Genomic DNA, 14,958 nt, shown 5'->3' with positions numbered 1-14,958 from the left:
TCGTGTCAGCAAGGGAGGCACTAGACAAACATAGTCTCTGCGCAGATAATCTCTGTAGAGATTATTTCTGTATGGATTATCCAGTGGAGGAGGCATCTCATGTGGGAATACGAAAACAGCATCGAGACCAGCGCCACGCCCCAGGCGGTCTGGCGGCTCTGGGCCGACGTTGGGAATTGGGGCGCCTGGAACGCCGAGATCGAGAAGATCGAATTCAGCGGTCCATTCACCGCAGGCACACAGATCGCGATGACACCCCCGGGGGAGGATCCGATACTCTTGCTCATCGCCGAGGCGGTCGAGGACGAACTATTTGTCGACGAGGCCCGCTTCAACGGTCTCCTGCTCCGCACCACCCACCGCATCGACCGGATCGATCAGGGCCGGATCCGGGTGGTGTACCGGATGGAGATCACCGGTGACGGCGCCGACGAGACCGGGCCTGAGATTGGTCCGGGCATCACCGCCGACTGGCCCGACACGATGACTGCCCTGGTAAGGATGGCTCGCGGCTAATGCCCCTCAGCCCCGGCGACAGCCCCGGATTCCTGCTCTGGCACGCCACTCTGCGCTGGCAACGCGACATCGCCACAGCCTTGGCCCCGCTTGGTATCACCCACGTGCAGTTCGTGTTGCTCGCCTGCGCCTGGTGGCTCAACACCCAGGGTGAGCATCCCAACCAGCTGGCCCTGGCCCGCCAAGCCGGCACCGACGTCAAGATGACCTCCCAGGTTTTACGCACACTGGAAGACAAAGGACTCATCGAGCGTGAAGTCGATCCGGCCGACACCCGCGCCAAGCGGCTGCGCGTCACCGACGCCGGAGCCGACTTGGCGCCCCGCGCAATTGCCGCGGTCGAGCTCGCAGACGAACAGTTCTTCCGGCCGGTGCCCCTCAACGACGCGGTAACCCTGTTGGGCCGCCTGGCTCATCCCGAAACCTGAAACACCCTCACGGGGCATCCGCAGAATCCGGTCACGCATACGGGCGCAGAAGCTCTCCAAAGTGACACAGTCAGCGCCACTGAGAACTCTGGCTCTTCGATACTTTAGGAATCCAGCAGCGCACCGTGTCGCGGTATTGCTGGAATTCTTCGCCAAACCGTTCTTTGAGGTCAGATTCCTCAAGCGGCCTGACGGCGTAGTTCCACACCAGCGAGCCCACGACTGCGTAGGCGATGACAAGCCGTGACTGAAGAATGAGGCCAATCGCAGCGCCCTGGACAATGCCCGTGACCGCCATCGGATTGCGGATCCAGCGATACGGACCTGCAATGACCAGACGGTTGGGCATCGCCGATGGCAACGGCGTGCCATCTCCTAGCTCTGTCCGGCACCTGGCCCGCATCTTCGAACCCCCGGGCCCGACGACGGGCTGGATATCCGGACGGTGTCCGGGCGCTAGGCAGCGCCACTGGGCCGGCGGCCAGGTACCGCGCAGTTATCCGGCGTCGAGCTCCAGGGTCATGAAGACGCTGTTGGGGTCGGGCCGGTAGCCGGCGAACGGCGGGCACTCCACGAAGCCGTGCCGCTCGTAGAGCCGCCGGGCGGGAGCGAAAAATTCCTGGCTCCCCGTCTCCAGGAACAACCGCCGGCACCCGCTGTGCCGGGCCTCGGCCAGGAGATGGCGGAGCAGTGCCGAGGCAACGCCGCGCCCGCGGGCTGCTGCCGCAGTGCGCATGGACTTGATCTCGGCGTCGCCGGGAGCGAGGTGTTTCAGCGCTGCGCAGCCCAACAGCCGCGTCTCACCCCGGGCGGTCCAGAAGCTGATGCCCGGCCCGGCCAGTGCCGCGGGGTCAAGGGCGTGGACGCTCTCCGGCGGGGAGGTCGCGTACATGTCGGCGAGGTGCTCGTCCAGAAGCTGCAGGACGTCCGGACGCTCCGGGGTGTCGCGCCCGATCAGGATCGTGCCTTCAGGAGTGCCTGCCATCCGGATCAGCGGGGCCGGCGGGCGGCATGTTCCCGCGCCAGCACAGCGTAGGAATCGTCCGGGGCGCCCGGCGTGAAGCTGCCGAATTTGCGTTCGACGGCGGTCCGGATCAGGAAGTCCGCGAGGGCCGGGTTCTTGGGCAGCAACGACCCGTGCAGGTAGCTCGCCACGATGTTGTTGTAACGGGCCCCTTCCTGGCCGTCGGTGCTGTTGTTCCCGGTGCCCTTGGCGGTGGTGCCGAGCGGTTGGACGCCGGGTCCCAGCGTGGTCTGCCCGCTGTGGTTCTCATAGCCCAGGATGCTGCCGAACTCGGGGGAGGAGACGGTGACGTTGCCGATCAGGCGCTCGTCGGTGCCGTGGGTCTCCACGTCCAGGATGCCGATGCCCGGCAGGACCGAGCCGAGCCGGGTCTTGAAGAACTTCCCGAAGAGCTGGTACAGCCCGCAAATCACGAGCATGGGCGTGCCGTCATCCGCAAGCTGCCTCAGCGCAGACTCGCGCGAAAGGAGATCGTCCTGGATGACGAGCTGACCGCTGTCCTGCCCGCCGCCACCGACAATGAGGTCAACGTCCGCCGGGAACTCGTCACCAACGTTGTATTCGAGCAGTTCCGGGGTGTAGCCATGCCAGCGCAGCCGCTGGGCGAGGACCAGGGCGTTGCCCCAGTCGCCGTAGATGTTCATGTCCCGCGGGTAGAGCTGCAGGACCCGGATGGTTCCCTTGCCGGGGGCCGCGGAATGTTCGGGCGGAAGCTCGTGCCCGAAGGAGGGCTCGTGCGGGGCTTCGGGGGACCGGGGGGTCATGAGACCACCTCCACTGTGGTGATTTTGGACAGCTCGCGGCGGATGGCGAGCATGGCCGTGTAGGTGCAGAAGATCCTCTTCGGCTTGCCCTGGCCGCCGCGGATGAACGCCGCCAGCGCCGGCGCGATCTCGGTGTCGACGGCGCCGATGGCGACGTCGTCGTACTGCAGCCGCAGCGCCATGTCGTAGGCGCGGGAACCGGTGAGCTGGTCCACGCCGTCGTCTCGGAGGGTGTCGAATTCGACGTCCCAGAGCCAGGACATGTCCCGGCCGTCCGCATAGTTGTCGTTGATCGCGATCATCGTGGCGTACCCGGCCGCCGGGAAGGATTTCAGGCCGAGCCGGAAACCGCTGGGGTTCTTGACCAGCACCAGCTCCAGCGGCAGGCCGTCGACCACCAGGCTTTCGCCGCGGCCGAACGCCGGCGCCACCTTGGACAGCGCCGTGAGCAGACCCGCCTGGTCGGTGCCCGTGCCGCGGGCACCAGAGATCGCCCGCGCCAGGGTCAGTGCGGCGGCGGCGTTGAAGATGTTGTAGACACCGCGCAACTTCATGGCCGTGGTGACCGTCGCGCCGTCGTACTCGAAATCGGCGTCATCGGCACCCACGCGGCGCAGCACGACGTCGGCGTCCGCCCGGGCGGGGGCTACCGGCACCGGGCTCCCCGGCGCCGCGCGCATGTCGTCATCGTTGGGGAAGGTGCTCAGCAGCGAATCGTCCAGCCCGAAGTAGAGCACCTCGGGCCCGTCCAGGGCCTGGGCGATCCGGGCGACGCGGGGGTCTTCCCGGTTCAGGACCACGGTCCCGGTGGTCTTGGACGCGATGTGCTGGAGCAGGTCGGCGGTCTTGTCGATCTCGCCGAAACGGTCCAGCTGGTCGCGGAGGACGTTGAGCAGGAGGCTGTAGCGCGGCGGGACCTTGTTGACGAAGTGCACCGCATGCGCCTCGTCCAGTTCCAGGACCGCGACGTCGGCATCGAGCCGGCCGCGCCAGTCCACCTCGCCCAGGAGTGCCGCGGCGACGCCGCGGGTGAAGTTGCTCCCGGTACGGTTGGTGAAGACCTTCAGCCCCTGGCTCTCGAGCAGCTCCACCACCATTTTCGTGGTGGTCGTCTTTCCGTTCGTGCCACTGACGACGGCGACCCCCAGCGGCAGCTCGGACAGTGTCCGCTGCATGAAACCGGGATCGATTTTTTCGACCACAAGCCCGGGAAGGGCCGAGCCTCCGCCCCTGAGCCGGGAGACCCGGCGGACGAGCTTGCCGAGCGGAACGCTGAAGTAAAGCATGCTCTGTAATATATCCCAGCAGAGGCATGGAACCCGGACGCAGGGGGCCTGTGCATGCGATCTCCATGCGTACCGCGCGAGCGCAGAGCATTATGCTGTGGGGATGACCACCCCCTCTTTCCTCCCTGAATCCCGCGTGGGTTCGGGCCTCCGGATCGGCGTCCTGGCGCTCCAGGGCGATTTCCGGGAGCATCTGCACGCCGTCGAAGCCGCCGGTGCAACCGGCGTCGGGATCCGACGCCCCGCCGAACTTGACGGCCTGGACGGCCTGATCATCCCCGGCGGCGAATCGACCACGATCGACAAGCTCTCCAGGATCTTCGGTCTCCGGGATCCGCTGCGTAAACACATCCAGGCCGGCCTGCCCGTCTACGGCTCGTGCGCCGGCATGATCCTGCTGGCGGACGAGATCGCGGACGCGGCCACGGACCTTGCCGGCAACCCGCAGCAGACGTTCGGCGGGCTGGACATCACCGTGCGCCGCAACGCCTTTGGCCGGCAGCGCGAGTCCTTCGAGACGGACCTTGACTTCCGGGGGCTCGGCTTCAGCGCCGACGCCGGCGTCGTGGCGCCTGTCCATGCCGTCTTCATCCGTGGGCCCTGGGTGGAGCGCGTCGGCAACGGTGTGGAAGTCCTCGCCCAGGTGGAACCGTCCAAAGCCGGCCACCCCGAATCATTGGACGGGACGGCTAGAATTGTTGCTGTGCGTTCCGGCAAGCTGCTGGCCACCTCCTTCCACCCGGAAGTGACGGGGGAAAAGCGCGTGCATGAACTGTTTATTCGAATGATCAGAGGAGAAGCGTAAAGCATGTCAGGCCACTCCAAATGGGCGACGACCAAGCATAAGAAGGCCATCCTTGATAGCCGCCGGGCCAAGTCGTTCGCCAAGCTGATCAAGAACATCGAAGTCGCCGCGCGCATGGGCGGCCCGGACCTTTCCGGCAACCCGAGCCTGGAACTTGCTGTCACCAAGGCCAAGAAGACCTCGGTGCCCGCAGACAACATCGACCGCGCCATCAAGCGCGGCGCCGGCCTCACCGGCGAGGTCGTTGACTACACCGAGATCATGTACGAATGCCGCGGCCCGCAGGGGTCCGCGCTGCTGATCGAGTGCCTCACGGACAACAAGAACCGTGCCGCCTCTGAGGTCCGGCTCGCCATCTCCCGCAACGGCGGCACGATCGCCGATCCCGGTTCGGTCAGCTACCTCTTCAGCCGCAAGGGTGTCGTGTCCCTGCCCAAGAACGGCCTGAGCGAGGACGACGTCCTGATGGCAGTGCTCGACGCCGGCGCCGAGGAAGTCAAGGACAACGGAGACACCTTCGAGATCCACTCTGAGCCGACCGACCTCCAGGCCATCCGCGACGCGCTCAAGGAAGCCGGAATCGACTACGACACCGATGAGGCCGAGTTCGTGCCGTCCATGCAGGTGCCGCTGGACCTCGACGCCGCCAAGAAGTTCATGAAGCTCGTGGACGCCCTGGAAGAGCTCGACGACGTCCAGAACGTCTACAGCAACGCCGATCTCAGCGACGAAGTGCAGGCCGCACTGGAAGCCGAGTGACACGCTCACCTAGCCGTGATTTTGAGGCCCGGTCTTGACCCTGCGCGTCCTGGGGGTTGACCCGGGCCTCACCCGTTGCGGGATCGGCGTCGTCGACGTCGAAAAGAACCGGCGGGCCACCATGGTGGCCTTCGGCGTCGTGGGAACCTCCCCCGAGGAGAGCCTGGACCAGCGGCTGCTGGTCATTGCCACGTCCATTGATGAATGGCTGGACAAGTACGAACCCCACGTCCTCGCCGTGGAACGGGTGTTTTCCCAGCTCAACGTCAGCACGGTCATGGGGGTGGCGCAGGCCTCCGGCGTGGTGATTGCCGCCGCCGCGCGCCGCGGCATCCCGGTGGCGCTGCACACCCCGTCCGAGGTCAAGGCCGCCGTCACGGGCAGCGGAACATCGAACAAGGACGCCGTGACCAAACTGGTAACGAAGATCCTCCGGCTGGATGCGCCACCGCGCCCCGCCGACGCCGCCGACGCCCTGGCACTGGCAATCACCCACGCCTGGCGGGCCGGCAGCGGCGCCGCTGTGTCGACGACGGGGCCGGGCAGCCAGTCGCTCACGCCGGCGCAGCGGGCATGGGCGGACGCGGAGGCAAAAGCGCGCCGTGCGCGCTGAATGTCCGCCTGTGCCGCCGCTGGGCTTGGTAGGGTATTCGTAGATATGTTCGGATAGCCGGCTTGCCATCTGTGTTTTGGCCGGCTGCAGACCCAGGAGCCCGGCCTTGATTAGTTTTCTTCGCGGAACCGTTGCGCATGTTGGCCTGTCCTCCGCCGTGATCGACCTCAACGGTGCCGGCATGAGCGTCAATGCCACGCCGCAGACCCTCAGCGGGCTCCGGGTGGGCGAAGAGGGGAAGCTCTTCACCTCGCTGATCGTGCGGGAGGACTCGCTGACCCTGTTCGGCTTCGGCAGCGACGACGAGCGCGAAGTGTTTGACGTGCTGCTCAGCGTCAGCGGTGTCGGTCCCCGCCTCGCCCTGGCTGTGCTTGCCGTCCACGAACCGGAAGCCATCCGGGTGGCCGCCCACTCCGGCGACGGCAAGGCCTTCACGAAGGTCCCCGGGATCGGGCCGAAGGTGGCCGGCCGGATCGTGCTGGAGCTCGCCGGCAAACTCGTCCCGCACGGCACTGCTGGTGCGTCCGGCGCGCCGCTCCCTTTGGCTTCCGCGGAATCCGTCTGGAAGCCGCAGGTCGTCGCCGCGATGACCAGCCTTGGCTGGTCCGAAAAGGACGCCACCGCCAGCATCGAGAAATCCCTGGCCGATTCCCCGGACCTGGCCGAGAACGGCAACGTGGCCGAAATCCTCCGCGCAACCCTGCGCTGGCTGGGCCAGGACGGCGCCCGCGCCGGTAACCGGGTAGGCGCGCGTGGCTGAGCAGTCGATCGTCGCCGGGGGAGAGGAGCCGGAGGAGCGCGTCATCGAAGCCGCACTCCGGCCCAAGAACCTGCACGACTTCGTGGGCCAGCACCGTGTCCGCAAGCAGCTTTCCCTCGTCCTGGAGGCCTCACGCATGCGCGGGCGCAGCGCAGACCACGTGCTGCTCTCCGGCCCTCCCGGCCTGGGCAAGACCACGCTGTCCATGATCATCGCGGCCGAAATGAACGTCCCGCTGCGGATCAGCAGTGGCCCGGCCATCCAGCACGCCGGCGACCTCGCAGCCATCCTGTCCTCCCTTTCGGAGGGTGAGGTCCTGTTCCTGGACGAAATCCACCGCATGTCCCGGCCAGCCGAGGAAATGCTGTACATGGCGATGGAGGACTTCCGCGTCGACATCGTCGTCGGCAAGGGCGCCGGCGCCACGGCTATCCCGCTGGAACTGCCGCCCTTCACGCTGGTGGGCGCCACCACGCGGGCCGGCCTGCTCCCCGGGCCGCTGCGGGACCGGTTCGGTTTCACCGGCCACTTGGAGTTTTACTCCGTGGAGGAGCTGGAACTGGTCCTGCGCCGTTCGGCCGGCCTCCTGGATCTGAAGGTCAATTCGGCGGGATTCAGCGAGATCGCCGGACGCTCCCGGGGCACGCCGCGCATCGCCAACCGGCTCCTGCGCCGGGTCCGGGACTGGGCGCTCGTTCACGGTATCGAGCAAATTGATGCCCGGGCGGCGTCCGCGGCACTGGACATGTATGAGGTAGACAAGCGCGGCCTGGACCGGCTGGACCGTGCAGTCCTCGAAGCCCTCATCACCAAATTCGGCGGTGGGCCCGTGGGCCTGTCCACCCTCGCGATCGCCGTCGGTGAGGAAACGGAGACCGTGGAAACGGTCGCCGAGCCTTACCTGGTGCGTGAAGGGCTGCTGGGCAGGACCCCGCGGGGCCGCATTGCCCTGGCACCGGCGTGGACCCATCTCGGCTTCGCCGTCCCGGCCGGCGTCTTCGGGCAGGATCCGCTGGAGTTGTTCCAGGCCGATGAGCTGGGCGGGGACCCGCAGGATGAGCCCAGCGAGGGCCAGCCGGGCGGGTCCGGCGGCGATCTCGGTCAAGAAACCAGTCCCCAGTGGATCCGAAACGGCCGCTAGCACGTTTCCTTCAGCTTTTCCCTTTAGACTGGAATGACGCTCGGCACGTTCGGGTTTTGTTTCCGTGGGCGGAGAGCAGGTAGCCGCCGGCGGCTGGGGATGGTCTCTCTGCCGGCTTGCTGTGCAGACCCCTGCCCGCGCCGCCCGGAGCAAACGGACGTTGCTGAAAAACAGCTATGCAAGTACAGAACGGAACAATCCCTGTGTTCGGACTTATTTCTGCCCAGACCCAGCCGCAGGCCGGCGGCGGCATCGACATCATGACGATTCTCCTCTTCGTCCTGCTCGGACTCTTCGTCTTCATGATGTTCCGCCGCAACAAGAAGACCCAGCAGCAGCAGGCACAGCTCCAGTCCAAGTTCGAAACTGGTGTCGAGGTCATGACGAGCTTTGGCCTGTTCGGCCGGATCGTCGAGATCGATGAAGCGGAGAACAAGGTCACCCTGGAACTGTCCCCCGGCAACACGGCCACCGTGCACCGCCAGGCCGTCACCAAAATTGTGGAGCCGGTTGTCGCCGCCGAGGAGCCGACCGTTGTTCCCGACGACGCGTCCTCGCTGACTGCCGACAAGCTCAGCGCCGAGGGCACGGAAGGCACCGCCCCGCTCAGCGACGCACCCCGCAATGAAACTCCCGAGGAAACCCTGCGCCGCCTCAATGACGAAGGTAAAAAAGACAGCTAGTCTGCCTACCTGAGCTATCCCGCGAAGCAACGGTTGCGGGCATCCGCCGGCGGGGGCCCAGAGCCCGCGCCGGCGGATCCGCCGCAAATAAAAGAAAGATCGACAATGGCACGAACTGGCCCCAAAAACTCAGCCATCAGGATGCTGGTCTGGCTTGGCGTACTTATCGCCGCCATGACGGCTGTCCTGGCGGGCGGCACCATTGCCGGCCAGGCCAGCTGGGCTCCAAAGCTCGCCCTGGACCTGGAAGGCGGCACCCAGATGATCCTGGCGCCCAAGGTTGAGGGCGGTTCGGGCATCACCGAAGACCAGCTCAACCAGGCCGTGGCGATCATCCGTCAGCGCGTGGACGGCTCGGGTGTCGCGGAAGCGGAAATCAGCACGCAGTCCGGCCGCAATGTCGTGGTCAGCCTGCCGGGAACTCCCGCCAAGGAAACCCGCGCCCTGATCCAGGCCTCCGCCGACATGAACTTCCGCCCCGTGATCCAGACGGGCGCCGGCGCAGCCGTCCCCGAGGCGTCCCGGACCCCGGACGCCCAGCTGCCCAAGCCGACGGCCGCGCCGGCCAACAGCAGCGACGAGAACTGGATTACCCCCGAGGTCTACAAGCAGTTTCAGGCCCTCGACTGCGACAACCCTTCCCAGGACAAGCAGAAGCGTTCAGACCCGACCAAGCCGCTGGTGACCTGTGAGCCCGCGACAGCGAAATCGCCGGCCATCAAGTACATCCTCGGTCCGGTTGAGGTGAAGGGCTCGAACATCAAGTCCTCCTCGTTCCAGCTGCAGCGCGGCGCCCAGGGTGCCGTGACCAATGAATGGGCCGTCAACATCCAGTTCGACGACGCCGGCACCGCCAAGTTCAAGGAAGTCACCGAGCGCCTGTACCAGTTCTATGCCGCCGGCGGCGGCCAGAGCGGCTCTGACCCGAAGGCCCAGTTCGCGATTGTCCTGGACGACCAGGTCATCTCCGCCCCGCGTTCGCTCGCCGTCATCACCGACGGCCGGCCGCAGATCACCGGCGGGTTCACCGAGGAATCCGCCAAGGCCCTCTCCGACCAGCTGCGTTTCGGTGCCCTGCCGATCAGCTTCGAGATCCAAAGTGAGCAGCAGATTTCTGCGACCCTCGGCGGGGAGCAACTGCGCATGGGTATGCTCGCAGGCCTGATCGGCCTGCTCCTGGTGGTCGTCTACTCGCTGTTCCAGTACCGGGCCCTTGGCCTGGTGACCGTGGCGTCCCTCGTGATTGCCGGTGTGCTGACGTTCCTGGCGATCGCCATCCTCGGCTGGACGGAGAACTACCGGTTGTCCCTCGCCGGCGTGGCCGGCCTGATCGTGGCCATCGGCCAAACGGCGGACTCGTTCATCGTCTACTTCGAACGTATCCGTGATGAGCTCCGTGAGGGCCGCGGCCTGGTCTCGGCCGTCGAAAACGGCTGGAAGCGGGCCAAGCGCACCATCCTCGCCTCCAAGGCCGTGAACCTCCTCGCGGCCGTGGTGCTGTTCTTCGTGGCTGTGGGCAACGTCCGCGGCTTCGCGTTCACCCTTGGCCTAACAGCGATCGCCGACCTCATCGTGGTCTTCATGTTCACCCACCCGACCCTGCAGCTGCTGGCCCGGACCAAGTTCTTCGGCGACGGCCACCGGTTCTCGGGTCTGGACCCGAAGCGCCTGGGCGCCGTCCCGCTGTACCGCGGAGCCGGCCGGGTCCGCACTCCGGAAGACAAGCCCGTGGCGGTGGTGCGCGCAAAGAACACCGGCGCCGCCGCCGAGGCCGAGCGCCGGATGACCATTGCAGAACGCCGTCTCGCCGAAAGGCAGGAGCAGGCACAACAGGAGCAGCTCGCCGGTTCCTCCAAGAGCGCGTCCAAGGAGGGCAAGTAAATGGTCAACTTCTCAACGTTCGGCAATGAGCTGTATTCGGGCAAGCGCTCGTACGACTTTGTCGCCAAAAAGAAGATCTGGTTCCTGATTGCCGGGATTGCCGTCGCCCTCTCGATCCTGATCCCGATCGCCAAGGGCGGCTTCAACCTCGGCATCGAATTCCGTGGCGGGTCCGAGTTCACCGTCTCCAACGTGAAGACCACCGACGCGTCCCTCGGCGAGAAGGCCGTCAAGGACGTCGTGGCGGGGTCTGTGCCGCGCGTGGCCAACGTCGCCGGCACCACCATGCGTATCCAGACGGACAAGCTCAGCGACGACGAGACGCTGCAGATCAAGGAAGGCCTCACCACGGCCTACGGCGTGACGGATAACGAAGTGACGTCGACCTTTGTTGGCCCCACTTGGGGCGCGGACGTCACGAAGCAGGCGCTGATGGGCCTGGCAATCTTCGTGGGCCTGGCCGCCGTCCTGATGGCGCTGTACTTCCGGACCTGGAAGATGTCCGTCTCGGCACTTGTCGGCATGGCGGTCACGATGTTCATTACCGCCGGTGTCTACGGCCTCAGTGACTTCGAAGTGACGCCGTCGGCCATCATCGGCTTCCTGACGGTGCTCAGCTATTCGCTGTACGACACCGTGGTGGTGTTCGACAAGATCCGCGAGAACACCTCGGAGATCCAGGCCTCCACCCGGCGGACCTTCGCCGAAGAGGTCAACCTAGCCATCAACCAGACCCTGGTCCGCTCCATCAACACCATGGTGGTGGCGATCCTCCCGGTCGGCGCGATCCTCTTCATCGGTGCCGGGCTGCTGGGCGCCGGAACCCTGCGGGACCTGTCCCTGGCGCTGTTTGTGGGCATCCTGGTGGGCACGGCGGCCACGATTTTCATCGCGGCGCCGCTGTACGCCGCCCTGCGGCAGGGCGAACCTGACCTGCTCAAGCAGGCCAAGCGGGTGGAACAGCGTCGCGCCGACGCGGCAGCGAAGGCCACGTCCCCGGCGTCGCCTGCCACAGCCTGAACGCAGGCGCTACCGCAATGCTGTGATGCCTCGGTGATGCCGGGACCAATGCCTGGACCGTCCTGAGCGGACAGGAGGCGGGCCGGAGACCGTCCTTTGTGACGGACTCCGGCCCGTCGCCGTATCACGGCCGGTTATCGAAGTATCCTGCTGCGGGAATACACTTGAATAATTGACCGTCGCGAGAGGTGCTCCATTGGAAGAACGTTCGACGCCGGTGCCGGAGGCGCCAGCGGACAAGGCCCAAGGCCAGGGTTCTCAGACTGACCTTGTGGTTCACGGACGTCCCGATGTTCCTGTGCCGGTCGACAATTCGGGCGCCCGGCCGACCTTTCCGGGCCGGCGCGAACGCACGAGGTCACGCCTCGCCCGGCTGACGGGCCGCGGCGCCCCCGCATACTCACCGATTCTTGAACCGCTGCTGCGCACGGTCCGTGCCAACAACCCCAAAGAGGACTTCGACCTCATCCAGCGCGCCTTCGTGGTTGCCGAGCGCTGCCACCGGGGCCAAAAGCGCAAGAGCGGGGACCCGTACATCACGCACCCGGTCGCGGTCGCCACCATTCTCGCCGAGCTCGGCCTCAGCGGCACGACGCTGGCCGCAGCCCTGCTGCACGACACCGTCGAGGACACCTCCTACACGCTGGCTGACCTGAAGGCCGAGTTCGGCCCGGAAGTGGCCATGCTGGTGGACGGTGTCACCAAACTGGACAAGGTTAGCTTTGGTGAGGCGGCCCAGTCCGAGACCGTGCGCAAGATGGTCGTCGCCATGGCCAAGGACATCCGGGTCCTGATGATCAAACTCGCCGACAGGCTCCACAACGCCCGGACGTGGCGCTTCGTCTCGGCGGAGTCCTCGGCCCGCAAGGCGCGCGAAACCCTGGAAATCTTCGCACCCCTGGCCCACCGGCTCGGCATGAACACCATCAAGTGGGAACTGGAGGATTTGTCCTTCGCCGCGCTGTATCCGAAGGTGTACGAGGAAATCGTGCGCATGGTGGGGGACCGGACCCCGGAGCGTGAAAAGAACCTGTCCGTCATCCGCAACCAGATCACCGAGGACCTGCGGGCGGCGAAGATCAAGGCCACCATCACCGGGCGGCCAAAGCACTACTACTCGATCTACCAGAAGATGATCGTCCGCGACAAAGACTTCGACGACATCAACGACCTCATGGGCGTCCGCGTCCTGGTCGACTCGGTCCGGGACTGCTACGCGGCCCTGGGCGCGATGCACTCGCGCTGGAACCCCCTGCCCGGGCGGTTCAAGGACTACATCGCGATGCCCAAGTTCAACATGTACCAGTCGCTGCACACCACGGTGATCGGTCCGGGCGGCAAACCGGTGGAAATCCAGATCCGCACCCATGAAATGCACCGGCGCGCCGAATACGGCGTGGCCGCGCACTGGAAGTACAAGGACCAGCCGAACCGGACGGCCGCCGGCCCCGGAAGCCCGCGCGACGGCGACATGGGCTGGCTGCGCTCCCTCGTGGACTGGCAGCAGGAGACCTCGGACCCCGGCGAGTTCCTCGACTCGTTGCGGTTTGAAATCAACGCCCGCGAAGTGTTTGTCTTCACCCCCAAGGGCGAGGTCATGGCCCTCCCGGCAGGATCCACGCCCGTGGACTTCGCCTACGCCGTGCACACCGAGGTAGGCCACCGGACCATTGGCGCCCGCGTCAACGGCAAGCTTGTCCCGCTCAACAGCGAACTGAACCACGGCGACTGGGTTGAGATCTTTACCTCCAAGGCCGAAGGCGCCGGCCCCAGCCAGGACTGGCAGCACTTCGTCAAAAGCGCCAGGGCCCGAAACAAGATCAGGCAGTGGTTCAGCAAGGAACGCCGCGAGGAAGCGATCGACCGCGGCAAGGACCTGCTGACCAAGGCGATGCGGAAGCAGAATCTCCCGCTGCAGCGGCTTATGACCCACGACGCCCTCGCGGCGATCGCGGAAGACTTCAAGTATGCCGACATCTCCGGGCTCTACGCCGGCGTGGGCGACGGGCACACCTCCGCGCAGTCCGTCATGGAACGCCTGGTGGAGAGCCTCGGCGGGAACGAACAACCGGACGATGACCTCGCCGAGGTGTCCATCCCCACCCAGGTCAGCAAGGCCCGTTTCTCCGATTCCGGTGTTGTTGTCCGCGGCGTGGACGATGTGTGGGTGAAGCTGGCTCGATGCTGCACTCCGGTCCCGCCGGACCCGATCCTCGGGTTTGTCACGCGCGGTTCCGGTGTCTCCGTGCACCGGACCGATTGCACCAACGTGAGCGGCCTGATGGACCAGCCGGACCGGATCGTCGAAGTGGACTGGGCGCCCACGCAGTCCAGCGTGTTCCTCGTGGAGATCCAGGTCGAGGCGCTGGACCGCAAGTCGTTGCTCTCCGACGTCACCCGGGTGCTCTCCGAAAACCACGTCAACATCCTGGCGGCGAGCGTCCACACGTCCACGGACCGGGTGGCAATCTCCAAGTTTGCCTTCGAGATGGGCGACCCGAAGTACCTCAGCCACGTGCTTAGCGCTGTTCGCCGGATCGACGGCGTCTTCGACGTGTACCGCACCACCGGAAACCGCCGCCGCAGCTAGCCCTCCGGCGGCGCAGCGAGTGCGGCGAGCTTCGCCAACGCCGCCCGTTTGTGCGGCAGGCGCGGGCTCGCGTCGACCGCAAGCCTGAGCAGCCGGAGGCGCACGCCCAGTTCGGGCCGGGCCAACAGGGCCCTCAGGGCCGGCACGGCCCGGTCCGCGTCAACGTGCAGCGCTATGTCCTGGGCAGTGCGCAGCGGGCTGGAGACCATCAGGCCGCCCATGCTGACGACGTCGAACGGCCCCAACCGAACTTCGTGGAACGTGCAGCCGCGCACGGACCTCAGGCTGGAAATCCGCCGGTTGGCGTCAACCAGCAGGGCCAGACGGTCCGGCTCTGCCGCGCATCCGTAGATCCACGCCGCGGTCATCCGCCCTGCCACCACGCGCTGCCTGATCGCCGGCGCCACCGCCAGGGACGCGGCGCGGGCACGGAGCTGCGGACTGGCGTGGGCCCCAGGTGGCAGGTAGCCGCGCTGATAGAGCTGTGTGAGCACGCCGTCGGCGGCCATGGCCTGCAGCTCCGGCCATGAGAACAGGGTGCCGGGAGAGTAGAGTTCGCCGGGCTCCGGTCCCCGCGCAGGCGGCCCCTGAACAGGTGGCCCCGAAACAGGCGGCCCCTGTACAGGCGGTCCCGGAAAGGCGCCGGGAGTGCGGGGCGTGAGTACCATTCAGCCATCGTTGCCCGTTC

15 protein-coding genes and 1 pseudogene are annotated in these 14,958 nt (G+C 66.3%); 11 read left to right on the top strand and 5 right to left on the bottom strand.

All coding sequences use genetic code 11. The features are described from left to right. Positions 1 to 99 precede the first annotated feature (99 nt). On the top strand, positions 100 to 516 hold the full coding sequence (locus AC1DDO_RS04095) for an SRPBCC family protein (RefSeq protein WP_476971468.1): 417 nt from the start codon (positions 100 to 102) through the stop codon (positions 514 to 516). Continuing rightward, positions 516 to 944 (top strand): MarR family winged helix-turn-helix transcriptional regulator, encoded by a 429-nt coding sequence (locus tag AC1DDO_RS04090; RefSeq protein ID WP_476867519.1) that lies wholly within the window; start codon positions 516 to 518, stop codon positions 942 to 944. Before AC1DDO_RS04095 ends, AC1DDO_RS04090 begins: the two co-directional genes overlap by 1 nt. Positions 945 to 1,014: 70 nt before the next feature. Here the strand turns inward: AC1DDO_RS04090 and AC1DDO_RS04085 are convergent. From AC1DDO_RS04085 to AC1DDO_RS04070, 4 genes and pseudogenes are all read right to left on the bottom strand, one after another. Next, a pseudogene (locus AC1DDO_RS04085) lies at positions 1,015 to 1,320 on the bottom strand (methyltransferase family protein); the annotation flags it as partial. Positions 1,321 to 1,440: 120 nt separating this feature from the next. After that, entirely contained in the window at positions 1,441 to 1,929 is a 489-nt protein-coding gene (locus AC1DDO_RS04080) for a GNAT family N-acetyltransferase (protein WP_476867520.1), read from the bottom strand. Positions 1,930 to 1,934: 5 nt separating this feature from the next. Further along, positions 1,935 to 2,732 (bottom strand): type 1 glutamine amidotransferase, encoded by a 798-nt coding sequence (locus tag AC1DDO_RS04075; RefSeq protein ID WP_476971467.1) that lies wholly within the window; start codon positions 2,730 to 2,732, stop codon positions 1,935 to 1,937. Beyond that, positions 2,729 to 4,018: a MurT ligase domain-containing protein gene (locus AC1DDO_RS04070; protein WP_476867522.1), complete on the bottom strand. Its 1,290-nt coding sequence runs from the start codon at positions 4,016 to 4,018 to the stop codon at positions 2,729 to 2,731. Before AC1DDO_RS04070 ends, AC1DDO_RS04075 begins: the two co-directional genes overlap by 4 nt. A gap of 103 nt (positions 4,019 to 4,121) precedes the next feature. On the opposite strand from AC1DDO_RS04070, the gene pdxT reads away from it, so the two are divergent. The 9 genes from pdxT to AC1DDO_RS04025 all read left to right on the top strand — a co-directional run bounded on the left by pdxT (position 4,122) and on the right by AC1DDO_RS04025 (position 14,270). Continuing rightward, positions 4,122 to 4,823 (top strand): pyridoxal 5'-phosphate synthase glutaminase subunit PdxT, encoded by a 702-nt coding sequence (gene pdxT, locus AC1DDO_RS04065; protein WP_476867523.1) that lies wholly within the window; start codon positions 4,122 to 4,124, stop codon positions 4,821 to 4,823. A 3-nt stretch (positions 4,824 to 4,826) separates the two neighbouring features. Beyond that, a complete protein-coding gene (locus tag AC1DDO_RS04060; RefSeq protein WP_390202728.1) occupies positions 4,827 to 5,582 on the top strand; it encodes a YebC/PmpR family DNA-binding transcriptional regulator in 756 nt (251 codons plus the stop codon). Positions 5,583 to 5,616: 34 nt separating this feature from the next. After that, the gene (gene ruvC / locus AC1DDO_RS04055) at positions 5,617 to 6,195 is read left to right on the top strand and encodes a crossover junction endodeoxyribonuclease RuvC (RefSeq protein WP_441409052.1); all 579 of its coding nucleotides are present in this window, start codon (positions 5,617 to 5,619) and stop codon (positions 6,193 to 6,195) included. 106 nt (positions 6,196 to 6,301) lie between these two features. After that, complete coding sequence (gene ruvA / locus AC1DDO_RS04050) at positions 6,302 to 6,955, top strand: Holliday junction branch migration protein RuvA (protein ID WP_476867524.1); 654 nt, start codon at positions 6,302 to 6,304, stop codon at positions 6,953 to 6,955. Then, a complete protein-coding gene (gene ruvB / locus AC1DDO_RS04045) occupies positions 6,948 to 8,096 on the top strand; it encodes a Holliday junction branch migration DNA helicase RuvB (RefSeq protein ID WP_476971466.1) in 1,149 nt (382 codons plus the stop codon). Before ruvA ends, ruvB begins: the two co-directional genes overlap by 8 nt. Positions 8,097 to 8,356: 260 nt before the next feature. Further along, positions 8,357 to 8,779, top strand: a complete 423-nt coding sequence (yajC, locus tag AC1DDO_RS04040; protein WP_476867596.1) for a preprotein translocase subunit YajC — start codon at positions 8,357 to 8,359, stop codon at positions 8,777 to 8,779. Between the two features lie 105 nt (positions 8,780 to 8,884). Next, positions 8,885 to 10,660 (top strand): protein translocase subunit SecD, encoded by a 1,776-nt coding sequence (secD, locus tag AC1DDO_RS04035; RefSeq protein ID WP_476971465.1) that lies wholly within the window; start codon positions 8,885 to 8,887, stop codon positions 10,658 to 10,660. Continuing rightward, positions 10,661 to 11,680, top strand: coding sequence for a protein translocase subunit SecF (gene secF, locus AC1DDO_RS04030; protein ID WP_476867526.1), 1,020 nt, complete (start codon positions 10,661 to 10,663; stop codon positions 11,678 to 11,680). It abuts the gene before it with no gap. A gap of 271 nt (positions 11,681 to 11,951) precedes the next feature. After that, positions 11,952 to 14,270: a RelA/SpoT family protein gene (locus AC1DDO_RS04025; RefSeq protein ID WP_441409077.1), complete on the top strand. Its 2,319-nt coding sequence runs from the start codon at positions 11,952 to 11,954 to the stop codon at positions 14,268 to 14,270. Here AC1DDO_RS04025 and AC1DDO_RS04020 read toward each other — a convergent pair. Continuing rightward, the gene (locus tag AC1DDO_RS04020; RefSeq protein WP_476867528.1) at positions 14,267 to 14,779 is read right to left on the bottom strand and encodes a hypothetical protein; all 513 of its coding nucleotides are present in this window, start codon (positions 14,777 to 14,779) and stop codon (positions 14,267 to 14,269) included. The genes AC1DDO_RS04025 and AC1DDO_RS04020 overlap by 4 nt on opposite strands. Positions 14,780 to 14,958 lie beyond the last annotated feature (179 nt).

The sequence above is a fragment of the Arthrobacter sp. 10N43 genome, from assembly GCF_056394525.1.
The sequence above is the reverse complement of the archived record's forward strand: the minus strand, read 5'-3'. Positions and strand labels throughout refer to the sequence as shown.